This is a genomic window from Arthrobacter sp. APC 3897, from assembly GCF_030407495.1.
GTDB lineage: Bacteria > Actinomycetota > Actinomycetes > Actinomycetales > Micrococcaceae > Arthrobacter_B.
The window spans coordinates 42342-58136 of sequence record NZ_JASDDG010000007.1 but is presented as its reverse complement, the minus strand read 5'-3'; the positions used below and the strand labels follow the sequence as shown (position 1 = coordinate 58136).

Sequence of the window (15795 nt, the reverse complement as noted above, 5' to 3'; positions counted from 1 at the left end):
CGTCGGCTGTATGCTGTAATGAGTCGGTGAGTGACATAAGTAGTGTTGGCGGCCTTGCAACGTCCGGAGCGAGCGAGCTCTTCCAAATCCTTCGCGACGGGAAACCTCGGACCCGGTCCGAGCTGGCTGCACAATTAGGACTGGCCCGCTCAACAGTCACCCTCCGGATCGAAGCACTTATGGATCTGGGCCTCGTAGGGTTCGTTCAGGATGCCGTCTCCACCGGGGGCCGCCCGTCCTCCCGCATCGCGCTTAAAGCAGGCAGCCGGGTTGTGCTCGGAGTGGACATCGGTGCATCCCACCTCCAAGTGGCGGTTACGGACCTCACCGGGCACCTGCTTTCCCAATCTGCCCGAGCACTGGAAATCACTCGGGGTCCAGATGCTGTCCTCGAAGCGGTTGTTGAACTCGGCACGGAATTGCTCAGCGGGACCGGACGGTCATTAGATGATCTCCTGGCCGTTGGGATCGGGCTGCCGGGTCCTGTGGAGCACCGCACCGGACGGCCCATCAATCCGCCCATCATGCCCGGATGGAACGGCTACGACGTGCCTGGATACCTTCAGGCACGATTCCATGTTCCTGTCCTGGTCGACAATGACGTCAACATTATGGCCCTGGGCGAACGCAATATGTCCTGGCCGCAGGTGGACAATCTATTGTTCGTTAAAGTTGCCACCGGGATCGGTTCAGGCATTGTCTCAAGCGGGATGCTTCAGCGGGGGGCGGACGGAGTGGCCGGCGACATCGGGCATATTCGCGTGCACGGCGGGACCGGAGTCCCCTGTCACTGCGGCAACACTGACTGTCTGGAAGCCATAGCATCCGGGCCGGCCATTGCCTCAAAGCTGCGCCAGCTGGGCATTGAGGCCAGCGGTAGTGAAGACATCGTGGCACTGGTGGGCGCCGGAAACACGGAAGCCATCCACGCAGTCAGGCAGGCCGGACGAGACGTTGGGGATATCCTTTCAGCATGTATTAGTCTCATCAATCCTTCGGTAATAGTTATTGGGGGATCCATGGCCCTGACTGGCGAACACTTCATTGCCGGCATTCGGGAGACGGTGTACTCGCGCACCATCCCGCTTGCAACCCAGCATCTGCAGATTGTCCATTCCGGCTCCGGCCTCGACGCCGGTGTACTGGGTGCCAGCATGCTGGCAATTCACCACGCTATGTCTCCCCAGCGCATCGACGCCATGGTCTCCGGATTAAGCAACGCCGACTGAGCTAACGGCACTTTATCGGCGACTTTTGCTTGACAGACACCAAAACCCCGCCATAGCCTCATGCGACGGACTCATTTCCAGTCACCGCTCTTGTTCCACACTCGTCACCTTGCACAGGGCTCGACGGATAGCAGGCATGCTTTTTCGATCTCGCCCTAAGGTGCGCCCAAGCGCCTGGCAGTGGTTTCAGAAAACAAAACGGACATATCTACCTGGTACTGGTGCTGAATCAGTTCAGATTGCTCATCGGCGACGATGAGCCATCGATATCAGTCCAGTGAATTCCCCAGTGACCCCGCGCGCATTTCCGCCAGTGCCAATGAAGGCGGCGGAAGGCGTCCAACTGTCAGGAAGGCAACAGCATGTGCTTCGGATTTGACGCAAAAGGTTCGCTGAATCGATCTCTGGAAAAGAAGGGGGTAGACCGGCGCAATTTTATCCGCGGGGCATTGGCTGCGGGCGCGGGTGTCGGCCTCGCCAGCATCGGTGCGGCTCCTGCGGTGGCCCACCCTGATCATAAGGGCAAGCCCGGACATCACGGAAAACCTGGCCACAAGGGCAACCGGCCGGTTCCTCCCGGACAGATCAGCATTCAGATGTACACCCTGCGGTCCATTATGGCCGGCGAAAACATCGACGCGAATTTTGCGAAGCTTGCCAGGTACGGATACGACCGGGTCGAACTGGCGGGGCTGTACGGACGCACTGCTAAAGACATCCGGAAGACACTGAACCGTTTGGGGATCCGAGCCTCTTCCAGCCATGAGGGGATCAGCGCCACTCCGGCGGACCTGGATATTAAGATCTCCAACGCACTGACGCTCTGCCAGACCTACATGAACGTTCCGTATCTCGCCTCGGATAACGCAGACGACTGGTACAGGTGGGCGGACCAGATGAATGCAGAAGCGGCCGTCGTGCGCAGGGCCGGCATTAAATACGGCTACCACAACCATGCTCACGAGTTCACCACGGACCTCGGCGGGGGGCTTACGCCGTGGGACATCTTCACCAGCCGTCTTGACCCAAAGCTTGTCCACCTGGAAGTTGACCTTTATTGGGTGGTTACAGGCGGCGTCGGGGTTGGTGCCGCCGACCCGGTCCAGTTCGCCATCGACACGATCAAACAGGCTCCACAGAAGGTCCTGCAGTACCACGTGAAGGACCGGGACGGCGCTGGAGATTTCGCTGACCTGGGCACCGGAACCATCGATTTCTCCCGCATCTTCAAGGCACACCAGCCGAAGGAGTACATCGTCGAGAATGATCAGCCGGATGTCACGCCCCTGCAGACAGCAAAGGTGGGCTACCGGTATCTGCGCAACGTGCGCTTCTAGGACCGCACGCAATCCGGTGAGGGCGGGGCCGGCCCCAACAAGGGCTGGCCCCGCTGCCCGTGTTTATTCCGCAGAGCCCCGCCTGACTGACATCTGCCGCGCGGTTCACAACGTCCCTAAGAGTTGCAGCCGGGGCGGCCGGTGGCTTTAGCTGGCCCGGGCCAGCTGGCGGATGGGAATCCAGCGGTTGGCCAGCCTCCGGTAGGAGGCGGCAGCACCGGTCATGTCGCCGTCTGCGAGGGATTCAATGCCGAGCCGGACATCCGAGGGTGAATCGTCAGGGAACACGAGATCCGCCACCGAGCCGTAATCCAGTTCCAGCACCGCGTCCTCGGAGAAGATTTCCAGCCAGTTAGTCAGCTCTTCCAGTTCATCCAGCAGGTCCAGTTCGGGCGCGGCGAGCGCCAGGGACGCAGCGGCGGCGCGTGCCCGCTCCAGGCACTGGCTCACGGGTGCCGCCAGCCGGACGGTCTGCACCTTGCCGTCATCTTCCACCACCTCGCTGTGGTCATCTTCGTGGAGCAGCACAAACCAGCCGAACGGTACGCCCCAGGTGGCGGAGCGGGTGTGCAGGCGGGCCAGCGAGTCCGCAAAGGAGTCCGGGTCAATCCGGGCGGCGTGCGCTTCGCGGGCTACTTCGGGCACCAGGACATCGACCAGGGGTCCGCGGATGCTCTCGCCCAGCGACTCCGCGGCCAGGGAAGCCCGGACGGCTAGCTGGTTGGGGCAGTACAGCCGGCGCGTTGAGCCCTGATGGCCCGGGTAGTGCAGCACCCGCACCAGATCAGTTGAAGTGTGCGGGAACGGATCCGACACGGCACGGACCAAACGCCGCACGGCGTCGCTGCGTTCCAGGACCTCGGTCTCCTGGCGTCCGCGTGCCCGCTGCTCTAGGATGGCCAGCTGCTGGTCATCCTCAAACGCGTCCAACGGCTCGTAGACACGCAGATGCGACACGTAGGGAAACGTGTGGTGCAGGGGACCTCCGGGCCGCCGTGCCATGGTCAGTCCAGCTCCACGATGACGGGGGCGTGGTCCGATGCGCCCTTGCCTTTGCGTTCCTCGCGGTCAATGGACGCGCCGGTGACGCGGGCGGCAAGTGCCGGGGAGGCAAGGACGAAGTCGATGCGCATGCCTTCCTTCTTGGGGAACCGCAGCTGGGTGTAATCCCAGTACGTGTACACGCCGGGTCCCGGGGTATAGGGCCGCACGACGTCGGTGAATCCGGCGTCCAGGAACGCCTGAAATGCTGCCCGCTCGGGGTCCGTGACGTGGGTGGCGTTTTGTGCGCGGAACCAGTCGATGTCCCACACGTCGTCATCCTGCGGGGCAATATTCCAGTCACCCATCAGCGCCAGCGGCAGATCCGGGTTGTCCTTCACCCAGCCTGCGGCCTGGTCCTTAAGGATGTCCAGCCACTGCAGCTTGTACGGCATGTGGGGATCTCCCACGGCCCGGCCGTTGGGGACATACAGGCTCCACACCCGGACACCGTTGCAGGTTGCCCCGATGGCGCGTGCCTCGGTGGCGGTGGTGGTTTCGGTCTTGCCGAAGGCGGGCTGCCCCGGAAAGGTGCGCTCGACGTCGTCGAGCCCCACCCGGGAGGCAACGGCCACCCCGTTCCACTGGTTCACGCCGAAGTGCGCCACTTCGTAACCGTTGTTTTCAAAAACTTCCCAGGGGAAATTCTCGTCCTTGGCTTTGGTTTCCTGAATCGCCAGGACGTCGACGTCGGAGCGCTGCAGCCACGCCTCAACGCGGTCTGCACGGGCACGGATGGAGTTCACGTTCCAGGTAGCAATCTTCACCCTTGCTACGTTACCGAATGCGGCGCCGGTTCAGGGCATGCCTCAGGGCTTCCACCATGTGTCCAGGACGCTGACGGGCACAGTGCGCTTGTGCCGGGTCATCAGGAAACGGCGTTCAATCTTCTCCGCATCCTCCGCCGGAACATCCCTGCCTTCCAGATAGTCATCAATGGTGTCGTAGGAAATGCCCAGTTCGGTTTCATCCGTCTGGCCGGGGGCGTCATCCAGGAGGTCCGCGGTGGGAGCCTTGTGGACCAGGGAGTCCGGCGCTCCGAGTTCGGCCAGCAACTGCCGGTTCTGGCGCTTGTTTAAGCCGAACAGGGGCAGGACGTCAGCGCCGCCGTCACCGTACTTGGTGAAGAAACCGGTCACGGATTCGGCGCCGTGGTCCGTGCCGATCACCAGCAGGTTATGCTGGCCGGCCACTGCATACTGCGCCGTCATCCGGGCGCGGGCCTTGATGTTGCCCTTATTGAAGTCGCTGATCCGCTCGCCGGTCATTTTGACGTATTCGTCTTCATAACCGTCCACGGCGGGCGCCACGTTGTAGACCCAGGAGAGCGTGGGCTGGATGAATTCCAGCGCGGCCTGGGCGTCAGCTTCGTCATGCTGGACCTGATACGGCAGACGCAGGGCGATGAACTGCGCCTCGGTGCCCTGGGCGTTGAGCTCGTCCACGGCCAGCTGGGCCAGCCGGCCGGCAAGGGTGGAGTCGATGCCGCCGCTGATTCCCAGGACAAATCCGCCCGTGCGGGAGGCAGCCATGTAGGCCTTGAGGAAATCCACACGACGCCGGATTTCCGCAGTCGGTTCAATGGTGGGCTGCACGCCCATTTCCGCGATGATTTCCTTTTGTAGTTCACGCATGGACCTCAGCCTACATGCCACTGCTGAGGCGAGCCGGGCGTGCTATACAGGACGGGGCAGGTAATCCGGAAACTGCTTCCGAAACCGGACGGACGGATTTCCGTGTCGACCAGCAGCAGATCCGGTAAGAAGGAGCAGGAAATATGGCGACGGCCTCCGACGAAGATGCGGTGGCACGTGCAGCCTATGCCGTCCAGCGGCAGCAGCAGATTCTGCTCAAGCTGCGCGCGGAACAACGCGTGGATACAGCAGAGCTTGCCTCGGCCTTGGGTGTCAGCGGCGAGAGTATCCGCAAGGACCTAATCCATCTGGAGCGCCACGGACAGCTCAAACGGGTGCATGGCGGCGCAATTCCCGCAGACTCGCTGTCATTCGAGCCCGCGGTTTCGGCCCGTACCGAGTACTCAAGCGAAAAAGCCAGAATCGCCAGGGCTGCCCTGGAGTACCTTCCCCATCAGGGGTCCGTGCTCATCGAAGCGGGTTCTACAACGGAAAAGCTGGCTGACACGTTCCCCGGCGACCGTGAACTGACAGTTTTCACCAATGCCCTGCCCATAGCCATGGCGCTTGTGAACCGTCCCTTGCTGACGGTTTTCACGCTCGGTGGCAGGCTGCGCAGCCGCACCCTGGCAGAAGTTGATGAATGGGCGCTCCGCTCGCTCGCGGAATTGAACGCCGACGTTGCGTTTCTGGGGACCAACGGCATCAGTATTGAACGCGGGCTGACAACACCGGACGCCGCCGAAGCGCATATCAAGCGGGCCATGCTCAACAGCGCACGGCGCCGGGTGTTCCTATGCGACCACAGCAAAATCAATGTGGTGAGTACGGTTCAGCACGCCAAACTGTCTAACGTGGATGTGCTTATCACGGATACGGGCATTGCGAACAAGGACCTTAAGGCGCTCCGGGCGGCCGGCGTGCACGTGGAGTGCGTCTAAGCCAAAAACACGGAAGGGGCGCTCCGCCGTGACAGCGGAGCGCCCCTTCTGTGTTGACTCCGGGGATAACGGTTCGTTGAGGCTTAGCTGCCGGTCAGCACGTGCTCGCTGAGCAGATCGATGACCGCTTCCGGGGATCCAGCGGCCAGAAGCTCCGCACGCACCCCGGGTTTCATGAGGGTGCGGGCAACCTGCGACAAAAGCGAAAGGTGTGTGGTCCCCGCTTCACCTTCCGGAATCAAAAGTGAGATTGCCATCTTGATGGGCTGGCCATCCAGGCTTTCCCATTCCACGCTGTCGCGCAGGCGCACGATGACCAACGCGGGGCTATCGATGCCGGCGGACTTGGCGTGCGGGATGGCGATGCCGTCCATCAGGCCCGTGGTGCCCTGTTGCTCACGGCTTTCCAGTCCGGCGACCACGGTGGCTTCGTCAGCGGTGATTCCCAGCTCCACGGCCTTTGCGGCTATAAGGCTGAACACTTCCGCCCGGCTGGCCGCAGACGCGTTGAGCGTGACGTTTTCGGGAGCGAGGATGTTGCTCATACAAGGACTTCCTTTTCAGATTCGATAGATGGCTTCACTTGCGCGGTGTTGGTGCGGCGTTGCATGGCGTAGCCGTAGATGAGCCCGCCGAGGATTGATCCGGCCAAGATGGCTCCGACCCACTGCAGCCCATTGGTGACCACGGGAAGGACCAGGAACCCGCCGTGAGGAGCCGGCACCTGAACCTGGAACAGGAAGGTCAGAATGGCGGAGACGGCCGAGGAAACCATCAGGATCGGAATGACGAGCAGCGGGTTTCGGGCCGCGAAAGGAATGGCGCCTTCGGTGATGTGGGTCGCTCCCAATGCGAAGTTCACGTAGGCGGCATCCCGGGTCTTGGGGTCAAACGCTTTGCGGAAAAAGAGAGCAGCAAATCCGGTGACGAGGGGTGGGGTGATGCACGCTGCTGATACGGCGGCCATGAAGAAGAAGTTGCCGTCTCCGAGAAGTGCCACACCTGTGACGTAGGCGGCCTTATTGACCGGCCCGCCCATGTCGAAAGCGCACATGGCGCCGATAATCAGGCCAAGGAGGATGGGGTTCGAGTCTTGGAAGCCGGACAGGAAGTCCTGCAGGGAAGCGTTGATTCCCTTCATGGGTGAGGCGATCAGGTAGGTGATGGACCCGAAGATGAAGGTACCCAGGACGGGGAAGATGAAGATTGCCTTCAGGCCGCCCAGGGCACGGGGCAGCCTGTCCAGCAGTTTTGCCAGCAACAGCATGCCGTAGCCGGAGAGGAAACCGGTGATGATGCCGCCCAGGAAACCGGTGCCCCCGTTGGAGGCGACCAGGCCGGTGATCAGGCCGACTACCAGGGCCGGACGCTTGCCGATCGAGTCGGCAATGAAGGCGGAAAGAACCGGCACCATCAGGCCCATGGCGGTTCCGCCGATGGTATTAAGCATCGCAGCGAATTCGTTGTACTGCTCCGGGTGCTCGGGATCCGCCGAGTAGATTCCCCATAGGAAGGAAAGTGCCACCAGGACGCCGCCGCCGACAACGAACGGCAGCATGTACGAGACACCGTTCATCAGGTGTTTGTAGAGGTCACGGATCTGGAATCCGGCGCCGATCTGCACGGTCGTGTCACCGAAAAAGCTGTGGTCCTCGGTCTCGGCGGCATCAACCGGCGCCGCGGGGCGTTTCCCGCGGACAGGTGCCGTTCCGTCTATGATTTCCTGAATCAGCGCATCGGGCCTGCTGATGCCGGCCTTAACGCCCACATCCACGACGCGCTTTCCGTCGAAACGTGCTGCATTGACGTCTTTGTCCGCAGCAATGATTACGCCGTCAGCTGCTGCAATCTCTTCCGCGGTCAGGGCATTCTCGATGCCGACCTGGCCGTGGGTTTCCACCTTGATGCTCACGCCGAGGCGTTCAGCGGCCTGCTGAAGGGCCTCCTGGGCCATGAATGTATGCGCGATACCAGTGGGGCAACCGGTGGCGGCGACGATATGGATGGGTGCCATGTCTTTCCTTAAATGTTGGCCGCGACGGCGCGGTTGGTTGACTGGATAGCTGAGCGGGATGGGCCTGCGGAGGGCTCCGTGAGCCGGAAAGCGGTGTCAAAACCTGCGTCGATGGTGATTCTTCGAGCAATGGAAGGATCAACTTCGAACAGCGTTGTTTCATGTCCGACGGCGGAGGAAGCATAGAGCAGTGCACTGCGCAGGCAGGCCGCACGGTCGCCTTGGACTGCCAGCCCGGCCAGGAACCCGGCCAGCGCGGCATCCCCTGCTCCCACGGTGTTAACCACTTTGACTCGGTCTGCCTGTCCATGGAGTGCTCCGTCAGCGTCAATCAGCATCATGCCGTCCGCTCCCAGGCTCGCCAGGACGGATCCCACCCCGCGGGCACGCAGGTCCTGCGCCGCGGCCATGACATCCCCGAGGGTCTCAATGTTTCGTCCGGCTTCATGCGCGAGTTCGTGCACGTTGGGTTTGATCAGGTCAGGCTGCTCCGTGATGGCCGCGCTCAGGACTTCACCGGAAGCGTCGACTACCGTCGGCACACTCAGTTCCCGGCCCAGGCGGATCAGCTTCCGATGGAATTGCTCGGGTGTACCCGGCGGAAGGCTGCCGCAGATGGCCATCATGACGGGCTGCCCCGCATCGATCCCCTGTTTCAGGGTGGTCCGGCAGGTAGAGAGAATCTGCTCAAGAATGTGTCCGGGGAGTGCGGTTCCGGTTTCGTTGATTTTGGTTCCGGAGTGACCCGGAACCAGCAGGGTGATGTTGGTTCGAACATCCTGCCCGGACTCCACGCTCACTATCCGGACGTCCTGGGCCTGGAGCTCGGTCACCAGGAACCGTCCGGTTTCCTTTCCCGCCGGAAACACGGCGAGGGTCTCCACTCCGTTGCGGTGGAGAGCCACGGAAACATTGATTCCCTTACCGCTGGCCTCCCGGCTTTTGGAGGCCACGATGTTGACCGCGGCAAACTCAAAGGAATTTACGTTGACGGTCCAGTCGATGGAGGGACTGGGGGTAACCGTTACTATCACGCTGGCTCCACTTTCAACTTGGTCGATGCCCCCGGTGCCCGGCAGTGTTGGGGCGTCTTGACTGCGGTATATCGGTCCGGATCGGCGGAAATGAACAGCATGCCTACCCGGTCCGGCAGTAAGCCGGGAAGGTTGGTGGGCTGCGTGATCATGTTGGCATTGCATGGACATACTTGCGCTTTCTTGGATTTGTGTCAACATTTAGGTGAGCCGGATCACCGTTTGCCTAGGAGGCCTGCAATGCCGCTTGTCCCCACCGGAGACCTCGTCGAGCAGGCGCGTGCCGCAGGCTGCGCCGTCGCCGCCTTCAACGTCATTACGCTCGAGCACGCTGAAGGCATCGCTCTGGGCGCGGAAAGTGCCGGCCTGCCGGTCATTCTGCAGCTCAGCGAAAATGCACTCAGGTTCCACGGATTTCCGCACGCCCTGGCGGCAGCGAGTGCCGCCGTTGCCCGGAATTCCAAGTCAGATATCTCCCTGCACCTGGACCACGTCACTGATATGTCGCTGATGCAGATGGCTCCGGAGCTGGACGTAAGTTCCGTGATGTATGACGGCTCCCATTTCGGCTACGCCGAGAACGTCCGTAACACCCGCGAAGCCGTGGAATGGGGGCGGAAGCACGGCATCTGGATAGAAGCAGAACTGGGAGAGGTTGGCGGGAAGGATGGCGCGCATGCTCCCGGCGTACGGACTGACCCCGGTGAAGCGCTGGAATTCGTGAAAGCTACGGGGGTGGCGGCCCTGGCGGTGGCAGTCGGGTCCAGCCATGCCATGACCTCCAAATCGGCGGCTCTGGACCATGAGCTGATTAGGGCGCTGAGCTCGATAGTGCCCGTCCCCCTGGTTCTCCATGGTTCCTCAGGAGTGCCGGACGAAGAACTGACGCTGGCTGCCCGGTCCGGCATGGTCAAGATCAATATCGGCACCGCGCTGAATATCGCCTACACCACGGCAACCCGCCTGTTCCTCGACGGTAATCCGTCCGTTGTAGATCCGCGCAAGTACCTCACGCTCTCACGGGACGCAATTGCCTCCACTGTGGAACACAGCCTGACAACCCTTGCGTCGGGCGCAACATCCATCTCCGTTTAGGCAGCCTCCAAAAGAGGCACTCGATAGAAGGACACGCAGTGCTTGAAGCCAGCTCCACCTTTCCCAGCAACGGTTCGGCAGACGCCCCGAGGCGCACACCATATATGGGCGTCGGAGTAGTTCCGGGACGGGTCCTGGCACCTGTGCGGCAGATGACCGCAGCGGTACAGGAGCCCCCCTTCCCGGGCGGAAGTCCGGCACAAGGGACACTCGAATCCCAGAGCCAGCGAATCAAAGACGCGGCCAAGGCAGTGCAGGCCGATCTTCGCTCCCGCGCAGCGACAGCGAGCGGAGAGGCGAAGAATATCCTTTCCGCGACCGCATTGATGGCCACGGACCCGATGCTCGTAACGTCGGCCATAAAGTTGCTTAGCAGTCCCGACGGAGCCCGCACCCCGGAGCGAGCCGTCTGGGAAGCCGGTTCGGGCGTGGCGGAAATGCTCAGCGGGCTCGGCGGATACATGGCCGAACGTGTATCCGACATTCTGGATGTGCGAGCGAGGATCGTGTGCGAACTGCGCGGCGAGCCTGCTCCGGGCATTCCATACTCGGAGCAGCCCTTCATCCTCGTTGCGGAAGATCTGGCGCCGGCGGACACTGCAACACTGGATCCGCGAAAAGTGCTGGCCCTGGTCACCGCCAGTGGCGGACCCCAGTCACATACTGCCATCCTGGCTCGCGCGCTCGGGCTTCCAGCCGTTGTGGCCGCACCAGGGGTCCAGGAAATACCGGACGGCCAGCCAGTCTACGTTGACGGTGCGGTCGGCATCGTCAACAGCTCTCCGGGTGAGGAACAGCAACGTGCTGCTGAGTCATGGGCGGCGTCGGCTTCCTCGTTAAAGGCATTCAGCGGCTCCGGCAGGACGGCGGACGGCTTCAGTGTCCCGCTGCTGGCCAACGTAGGTAGTGCCGCCGATGCCGCCTTGGCGGCGGTGGCATGTGCTGAGGGCGTTGGCCTGCTCCGCACCGAATTCTGTTTCTTGAATCGAGACACGGAACCCACAATCGCCGACCAGGTGGAAGCATACGGTGGGGTGTTCGAGGCTTTCCCCGGAAGGAAAGTCGTGGTGCGGACTCTGGATGCGGGAGCGGACAAACCGCTGCCGTTCCTGTCGAACCTGGATGAGCCCAACCCTGCGCTGGGTGTCCGGGGCTATCGTGCCCATGCCGGTTTCCCCGGTGTCCTCGAGCGCCAACTGCAAGCAATCGCCACTGCGGCAGCGTCGCACACCGCCGAGGTGTGGGTTATGGCGCCCATGATCTCGACGGCCGAAGAAGCCGCCGAGTTCGCGTCCCTGTGCCTCGGGTTGGGACTGGCCACGCCGGGCGTCATGGTGGAAGTGCCCTCAGCCGCCTTGACGGCGTCCTCGGTCTTAGGGGAGGTGGACTTCGCCTCCATCGGTACGAATGACCTCACCCAATACGCCATGGCAGCGGACCGGCAGCTCGGGTCCCTGGCAGCTCTCAACGATCCTTGGCAGCCTGCGGTGCTGCAGCTTGTGCGGCTCACCGTCGAAGGGGCGGCCGCTGCAGGCGCCGCCGACGGCAAACCGAAGAGTGTCGGAGTCTGTGGTGAGGCCGCAGCGGATCCTGCCCTCGCTGTTGTCCTGGTGGGGCTGGGAATCACCACCCTGTCGATGAGCGCCCGCGCGCTGGGTCCGGTGTCCGCCGTTCTCAGCAGCGTCACTGTGGCCCAGGCCCGGGAGCTGGCCGCTGTCGCACTGAGAGCGCCCACCGCTGCGGCTGCCCGGTCCGCAGTCCGTTCCGCGCTTCCGCTTCTGTCTGAACTAGGTTTGTAACCAAATATCACCATCAAGGAGAATCATGTCCGAACGTATTGCCATCGTTGCCAGCCGTTCCGGTTTGCACGCCCGACCGGCGGCCATCTTTACCGAGGCGGCACAGGATACCGGTGTGCAGGTCACTGTCGCGAGAACGGGTGACCCGAGGGAAGACGCCATGGACGCAGCCAGCATTCTGTCCCTGATGGCGCTCGGGGCTGCCCAGGGTGAGGAACTCGTGTTGCGTGCAGAGGGTGCCGGCGCCGACCAAGCCCTGGATGCGCTGGTCCAGGTCCTCGAAACCGACCACGACGCAGCCTAAGAGTCCCGGCACGCGGGCTGCGCCGGGCGGGGCGGTACCTGCCGCCCGCCCGGCAGCGTCGCAAAACGGCTTAAATCGAGACCTGCAGGGCCTGCCGGATACGATTAGGCCATGACTGCGCCCGTTTTGCCTGCTGCCCGTGCCCGCCTCCTGGAACTGATCGGTGAGCTGGCGGTGGTCCGCGGAAAGGTTACGCTGTCCTCAGGCGCCGAAGCTGATTACTACATTGATCTGCGCCGCGTCACGCTGCACCACGAGGCCTCCCAGCTCGTGGGTGACGTGATGCTGGACCTCATAGATGCGGCCGGCATTTCCTTCGAGAGCGCCGGCGGGCTGACCATGGGTGCTGACCCGGTGGCCACAGCGGTGATGAATGCCGGTGCCCGGGCCGGCCGTCCCATCGACGCGTTCGTGGTGCGCAAGGCACAGAAGTCCTACGGCATGGGCCGCCAGGTTGAGGGCCCCGACGTTGCCGGACGCAACGTGGTGGTCCTGGAAGACACGTCCACCACCGGCGGTTCGGCGCTCACCGCCGTGGAGGGCGTCCGGCGTGCCGGCGGAAACGTGGTGGCCGTTGCCGTCATCGTGGACCGGGACACAGGTTCAAAGGAACGTATTGAAGCGGAAGCTGGTGTGCCGTACCTGTATGCCTTCGGCAAGGATGAACTGGGCCTGGACTAAGGCTGGGGCCAATACGGCGGGATCCGCTGCGGCGGGCACGGGAACCGGGCTTCCGTGAGTGATCCGGCAGAGTTCCTCCGGGCCGCCGCTGACCTCAAGCGGTTCTCCCGGCGGCGTTTTTTGACCGGCAGTGCACTGGGGCTGACCCTGGCCGCGGATCTGCTGGTCACTCAGCGGATCCAGCGCTACCGGGAGGACCTGGAAATCCTCCGGGTCCGCGACGACACCGCGGAACGGCGGTTTCCCACGGCTTCCTGGATCCTGTTTCCCGGGTACAAGACCAGCTGGGAAGAAACGGTCTGGATTTTGAACTCCCTGCGGCCGGTCCTGGCCACCCGCGGGCAGCTGGCCGGCGTGGGCTACTCCAACCGGGGGCTGGACGTCGATGACATTGTGGCTGCCGTCTACCGCTACATCCGCAACCATCAGCTGCGCCGCATCTACTTTTACGGGCACAGTTTCGGCGGTATGCTCGCCGTCGAGGTGGCGGCCCGGCTGCTCGGGCGCGGTGTCGCCGTCGAGCTCATCATCCTGGACTCCAGTCCCGCCGGTCGGCAGGACGTCCTGGACCGTGCCATGTTCCAGGGGGCGGTGGCCCTGTATGACGCCGGCTACCGGATTCCCAGCGTGGTCCGCGGCGGCTACGAACTGGGCGAGCGGGTTCTGCATAAGGACGAGCGGACATGGCGCACCGTCGTGGACCAGACCCTTGAACAGCTCTCACCGCTGGCGCCTTCCACCACGCTGATCCAGTCCGAGGCATCCTATATCTTCCGCTACGATGCCTGGCGCTACTCACGCGCGCTGGGCGGAACCTCGCTGGCATTCATCGGCAACCCGGATGACAAAACGGTCAACTACTTCGGCGCCAGGAGTGCCTGGGCTTCCGTGTTCCCGCGCAACCTGGTCTCCAATGACCTGGTGACCGAAGGAGCCAGCCCGGCGCATGCCAGCCCGCAGTGGAATCCCGGGGTCTACCAGCGGGTGGTGCGCGAGGTGCTGCGGCAGTATTCTCCGCCGGAAAAGGGCGGCGGCCTGAAATCCGTGTTCTGAGGCCGGCCGCCCGGTTGCCGGTCCGCGGCTCAGACGGTGCTGATCAGGTCCGACACTGAGTTGACGATCTGGGTGGGACGGAATGGATAGCCGTTAACGTCCTCGCGCTGCGTGATGCCGCTCAGGACCAGGACCGTGGTCAGGCCCGCTTCGATGCCCGCAATGATGTCCGTGTCCATCCGGTCGCCGATCATGGCCGTTGATTCGGAATGCGCGTCGATCTTGCGCATGGCGGAACGGAACATCATCGGGTTGGGCTTGCCGACAATGTACGGCTTCATGTTGGTGGCCGCAGTAATCAGGGCCGCGATGGCGCCGGTGGCGGGCAGCGGCCCCTCCGGCGAAGGCCCGGTGACGTCCGGGTTGGTGGCAATGAAGCGTGCGCCGCCCATGATCAGGCGGATGGCCTTGGTGATGGTGCCGAAGGAATAGGTGCGGGTTTCACCCAGCACCACGTAGTCCGGATTGGTGTCCGTAAGGATCATGCCGGCCTCGTGCAGCGCCGTCGTCAGCCCTGCCTCGCCCACCACAAAGCAGCGGCCCGGCACGCCGGCGTTCTTGACCTGGTCCTTCAGGAACTCGGCCGTGGCCAGCGCGGACGTCCACAGGTTCTCCTCGGGGATCTCCAGCCCCGAGGCGTGCAGCCGCGCGGCAAGATCCCGGGGCGTGTAGATCGAGTTGTTGGTCAGGACGAGGAACCGCTTGGACGTGGCCACCCAGCGGTCAATGAGCTCGGCTGCACCCGGAATGGGATTGTTCTCGTGAACCAGGACACCGTCCATGTCTGTCAGCCAGCACTCAATGTTCTCGTTTTCGCCCACGCTGTTCCTTTTCTTGCCGTCTGGATCGGGTATTCCCGGCGGTTGCCGCCGTTTGCCCGAAGTCATCCCTTCCAGTCTTTCACCTTAGGCTTGAAGGGTGAAAGACAGCGCTGAACAATTGCCGGACCTGCCCGATGAAACATCCGAGACCGCACCGTCCCACCAGGTGGGCGTAGGCCCGTGGGAAGGCCCCCTCCCGGAGGGCGACCACTGGGATCCGGAACTGCTGGCCAACGGCGACGCCCGCAATGTGGTGGACGAGTACCGCTACTGGAACCACGATGCCATCGTGGCGGACCTGGACACCAAGCGGCATCCGTTCCACGTGGCCATCGAGAACTGGCAGCACGACTTCAATATCGGCACCGTGGTCCGCACCGCCAACGCGTTCATGGCCAAGGAAGTGCACATCATCGGACGGCGGCGCTGGAACCGCCGCGGCGCCATGGTTACCGACCGCTACCAGCATGTGCGCCACCACCCCACGGTGGAAGATTTTGTTCAGTGGGCGCACGGAGAAGGCCTGCGAATCATCGGAATCGACAACTTTCCGGATTCGGTGCCCCTGGAAACCTACGAACTGCCGCAGAACTGCGTCTTGGTGTTCGGGCAGGAAGGTCCGGGGCTCAGCGCCGAGGTGCACGCCGCTGCCGACGCCACCCTGTCCATCGCCCAGTTCGGGTCCACCCGGTCCATCAACGCCGGCTCCGCTGCGGCCATCGCCATGCACGGCTGGATCCGGCGGCATGTTTTCGGCCAGACGGTGAACTGAACCGGGACGCCCCAACCGGTCCCTTGCAGGCTCCGCGCGG

The 15795-nt window shown here is 63.0% G+C and carries 16 protein-coding genes; 9 read left to right on the top strand and 7 right to left on the bottom strand.

Annotated elements, in window-relative coordinates; all coding sequences use genetic code 11:
• The first annotated feature begins 26 nt into the window (after window positions 1-26).
• Window positions 27-1229, top strand: a complete 1203-nt coding sequence (locus QMA10_RS05235; protein WP_290166731.1) for an ROK family transcriptional regulator — start codon at window positions 27-29, stop codon at window positions 1227-1229.
• A gap of 596 nt (window positions 1230-1825) precedes the next feature.
• On the top strand, window positions 1826-2566 hold the full coding sequence (locus QMA10_RS05230) for a sugar phosphate isomerase/epimerase (protein ID WP_290166729.1): 741 nt from the start codon (window positions 1826-1828) through the stop codon (window positions 2564-2566).
• A gap of 147 nt (window positions 2567-2713) precedes the next feature.
• On the opposite strand, the gene QMA10_RS05225 is transcribed toward QMA10_RS05230, so the two are convergent.
• From QMA10_RS05225 to nadE, 3 genes are read right to left on the bottom strand one after another with little or no spacing between them, the layout of a single operon-like run.
• Entirely contained in the window at window positions 2714-3568 is an 855-nt protein-coding gene (locus QMA10_RS05225; protein WP_290166728.1) for a hypothetical protein, read from the bottom strand.
• 2 nt (window positions 3569-3570) lie between these two features.
• Entirely contained in the window at window positions 3571-4374 is an 804-nt protein-coding gene (locus QMA10_RS05220) for an exodeoxyribonuclease III (RefSeq protein WP_290166727.1), read from the bottom strand.
• Window positions 4375-4416: 42 nt separating this feature from the next.
• Window positions 4417-5241 (bottom strand): ammonia-dependent NAD(+) synthetase, encoded by an 825-nt coding sequence (nadE, locus tag QMA10_RS05215; protein WP_290166726.1) that lies wholly within the window; start codon window positions 5239-5241, stop codon window positions 4417-4419.
• Between the two features lie 143 nt (window positions 5242-5384).
• Here nadE and QMA10_RS05210 point away from each other — a divergent pair, with 143 nt between their 5' ends.
• Complete coding sequence (locus QMA10_RS05210) at window positions 5385-6182, top strand: DeoR/GlpR family DNA-binding transcription regulator (protein WP_290166724.1); 798 nt, start codon at window positions 5385-5387, stop codon at window positions 6180-6182.
• Between the two features lie 83 nt (window positions 6183-6265).
• Here the strand turns inward: QMA10_RS05210 and QMA10_RS05205 are convergent, their stop codons facing one another.
• From QMA10_RS05205 to QMA10_RS05195, 3 genes are read right to left on the bottom strand one after another with little or no spacing between them, the layout of a single operon-like run.
• Window positions 6266-6727 (bottom strand): PTS sugar transporter subunit IIA, encoded by a 462-nt coding sequence (locus QMA10_RS05205; RefSeq protein WP_290166722.1) that lies wholly within the window; start codon window positions 6725-6727, stop codon window positions 6266-6268.
• A complete protein-coding gene (locus QMA10_RS05200) occupies window positions 6724-8196 on the bottom strand; it encodes a fructose-specific PTS transporter subunit EIIC (RefSeq protein WP_290166720.1) in 1473 nt (490 codons plus the stop codon). The genes QMA10_RS05205 and QMA10_RS05200 overlap by 4 nt, the downstream gene beginning before the upstream one ends.
• An 8-nt stretch (window positions 8197-8204) precedes the next feature.
• On the bottom strand, window positions 8205-9230 hold the full coding sequence (locus QMA10_RS05195; protein WP_290166718.1) for a 1-phosphofructokinase family hexose kinase: 1026 nt from the start codon (window positions 9228-9230) through the stop codon (window positions 8205-8207).
• 240 nt (window positions 9231-9470) lie between these two features.
• On the opposite strand from QMA10_RS05195, the gene QMA10_RS05190 reads away from it, so the two are divergent.
• The 5 genes from QMA10_RS05190 to QMA10_RS05170 all read left to right on the top strand — a co-directional run bounded on the left by QMA10_RS05190 (window position 9471) and on the right by QMA10_RS05170 (window position 14162).
• Window positions 9471-10325 carry a class II fructose-bisphosphate aldolase gene (locus QMA10_RS05190; protein ID WP_290166716.1) on the top strand — a complete coding sequence of 285 codons (855 nt, stop codon included), beginning with the start codon at window positions 9471-9473 and terminating at the stop codon, window positions 10323-10325.
• Between the two features lie 104 nt (window positions 10326-10429).
• Window positions 10430-12124 (top strand): phosphoenolpyruvate--protein phosphotransferase, encoded by a 1695-nt coding sequence (gene ptsP / locus QMA10_RS05185; RefSeq protein WP_290166821.1) that lies wholly within the window; start codon window positions 10430-10432, stop codon window positions 12122-12124.
• 25 nt (window positions 12125-12149) lie between these two features.
• Window positions 12150-12428: an HPr family phosphocarrier protein gene (locus tag QMA10_RS05180; protein WP_290166714.1), complete on the top strand. Its 279-nt coding sequence runs from the start codon at window positions 12150-12152 to the stop codon at window positions 12426-12428.
• A gap of 111 nt (window positions 12429-12539) precedes the next feature.
• Entirely contained in the window at window positions 12540-13109 is a 570-nt protein-coding gene (gene pyrE / locus QMA10_RS05175) for an orotate phosphoribosyltransferase (RefSeq protein ID WP_290166713.1), read from the top strand.
• Window positions 13110-13163: 54 nt separating this feature from the next.
• Entirely contained in the window at window positions 13164-14162 is a 999-nt protein-coding gene (locus QMA10_RS05170; RefSeq protein ID WP_290166711.1) for an alpha/beta hydrolase, read from the top strand.
• A gap of 29 nt (window positions 14163-14191) precedes the next feature.
• On the opposite strand, the gene QMA10_RS05165 is transcribed toward QMA10_RS05170, so the two are convergent.
• Window positions 14192-14944, bottom strand: a complete 753-nt coding sequence (locus QMA10_RS05165) for an HAD-IIA family hydrolase (RefSeq protein WP_290166819.1) — start codon at window positions 14942-14944, stop codon at window positions 14192-14194.
• A 157-nt stretch (window positions 14945-15101) separates the two neighbouring features.
• Between QMA10_RS05165 and QMA10_RS05160 the strand changes: the two genes are divergently transcribed.
• A complete protein-coding gene (locus QMA10_RS05160) occupies window positions 15102-15755 on the top strand; it encodes an RNA methyltransferase (protein ID WP_290166817.1) in 654 nt (217 codons plus the stop codon).
• Window positions 15756-15795: the final 40 nt, after the last annotated feature.

Bases quoted from the DNA above. Each gene is read 5' to 3' on its own strand.
- QMA10_RS05230 (WP_290166729.1), top strand. From the start codon at position 1,826: ATGTACACCCTGCGGTCCATTATGGCCGGCGAAAACATCGACGCGAAT.
- QMA10_RS05225 (WP_290166728.1), bottom strand. From the start codon at position 3,568: ATGGCACGGCGGCCCGGAGGTCCCCTGCACCACACGTTTCCCTACGTG.
- nadE (WP_290166726.1), bottom strand. From the start codon at position 5,241: ATGCGTGAACTACAAAAGGAAATCATCGCGGAAATGGGCGTGCAGCCC.
- QMA10_RS05210 (WP_290166724.1), top strand. From the start codon at position 5,385: ATGGCGACGGCCTCCGACGAAGATGCGGTGGCACGTGCAGCCTATGCC.
- QMA10_RS05205 (WP_290166722.1), bottom strand. From the start codon at position 6,727: ATGAGCAACATCCTCGCTCCCGAAAACGTCACGCTCAACGCGTCTGCG.
- QMA10_RS05200 (WP_290166720.1), bottom strand. From the start codon at position 8,196: ATGGCACCCATCCATATCGTCGCCGCCACCGGTTGCCCCACTGGTATC.
- QMA10_RS05190 (WP_290166716.1), top strand. From the start codon at position 9,471: ATGCCGCTTGTCCCCACCGGAGACCTCGTCGAGCAGGCGCGTGCCGCA.
- ptsP (WP_290166821.1), top strand. From the start codon at position 10,430: ATGGGCGTCGGAGTAGTTCCGGGACGGGTCCTGGCACCTGTGCGGCAG.
- QMA10_RS05180 (WP_290166714.1), top strand. From the start codon at position 12,150: ATGTCCGAACGTATTGCCATCGTTGCCAGCCGTTCCGGTTTGCACGCC.
- pyrE (WP_290166713.1), top strand. From the start codon at position 12,540: ATGACTGCGCCCGTTTTGCCTGCTGCCCGTGCCCGCCTCCTGGAACTG.
- QMA10_RS05165 (WP_290166819.1), bottom strand. From the start codon at position 14,944: ATGGACGGTGTCCTGGTTCACGAGAACAATCCCATTCCGGGTGCAGCC.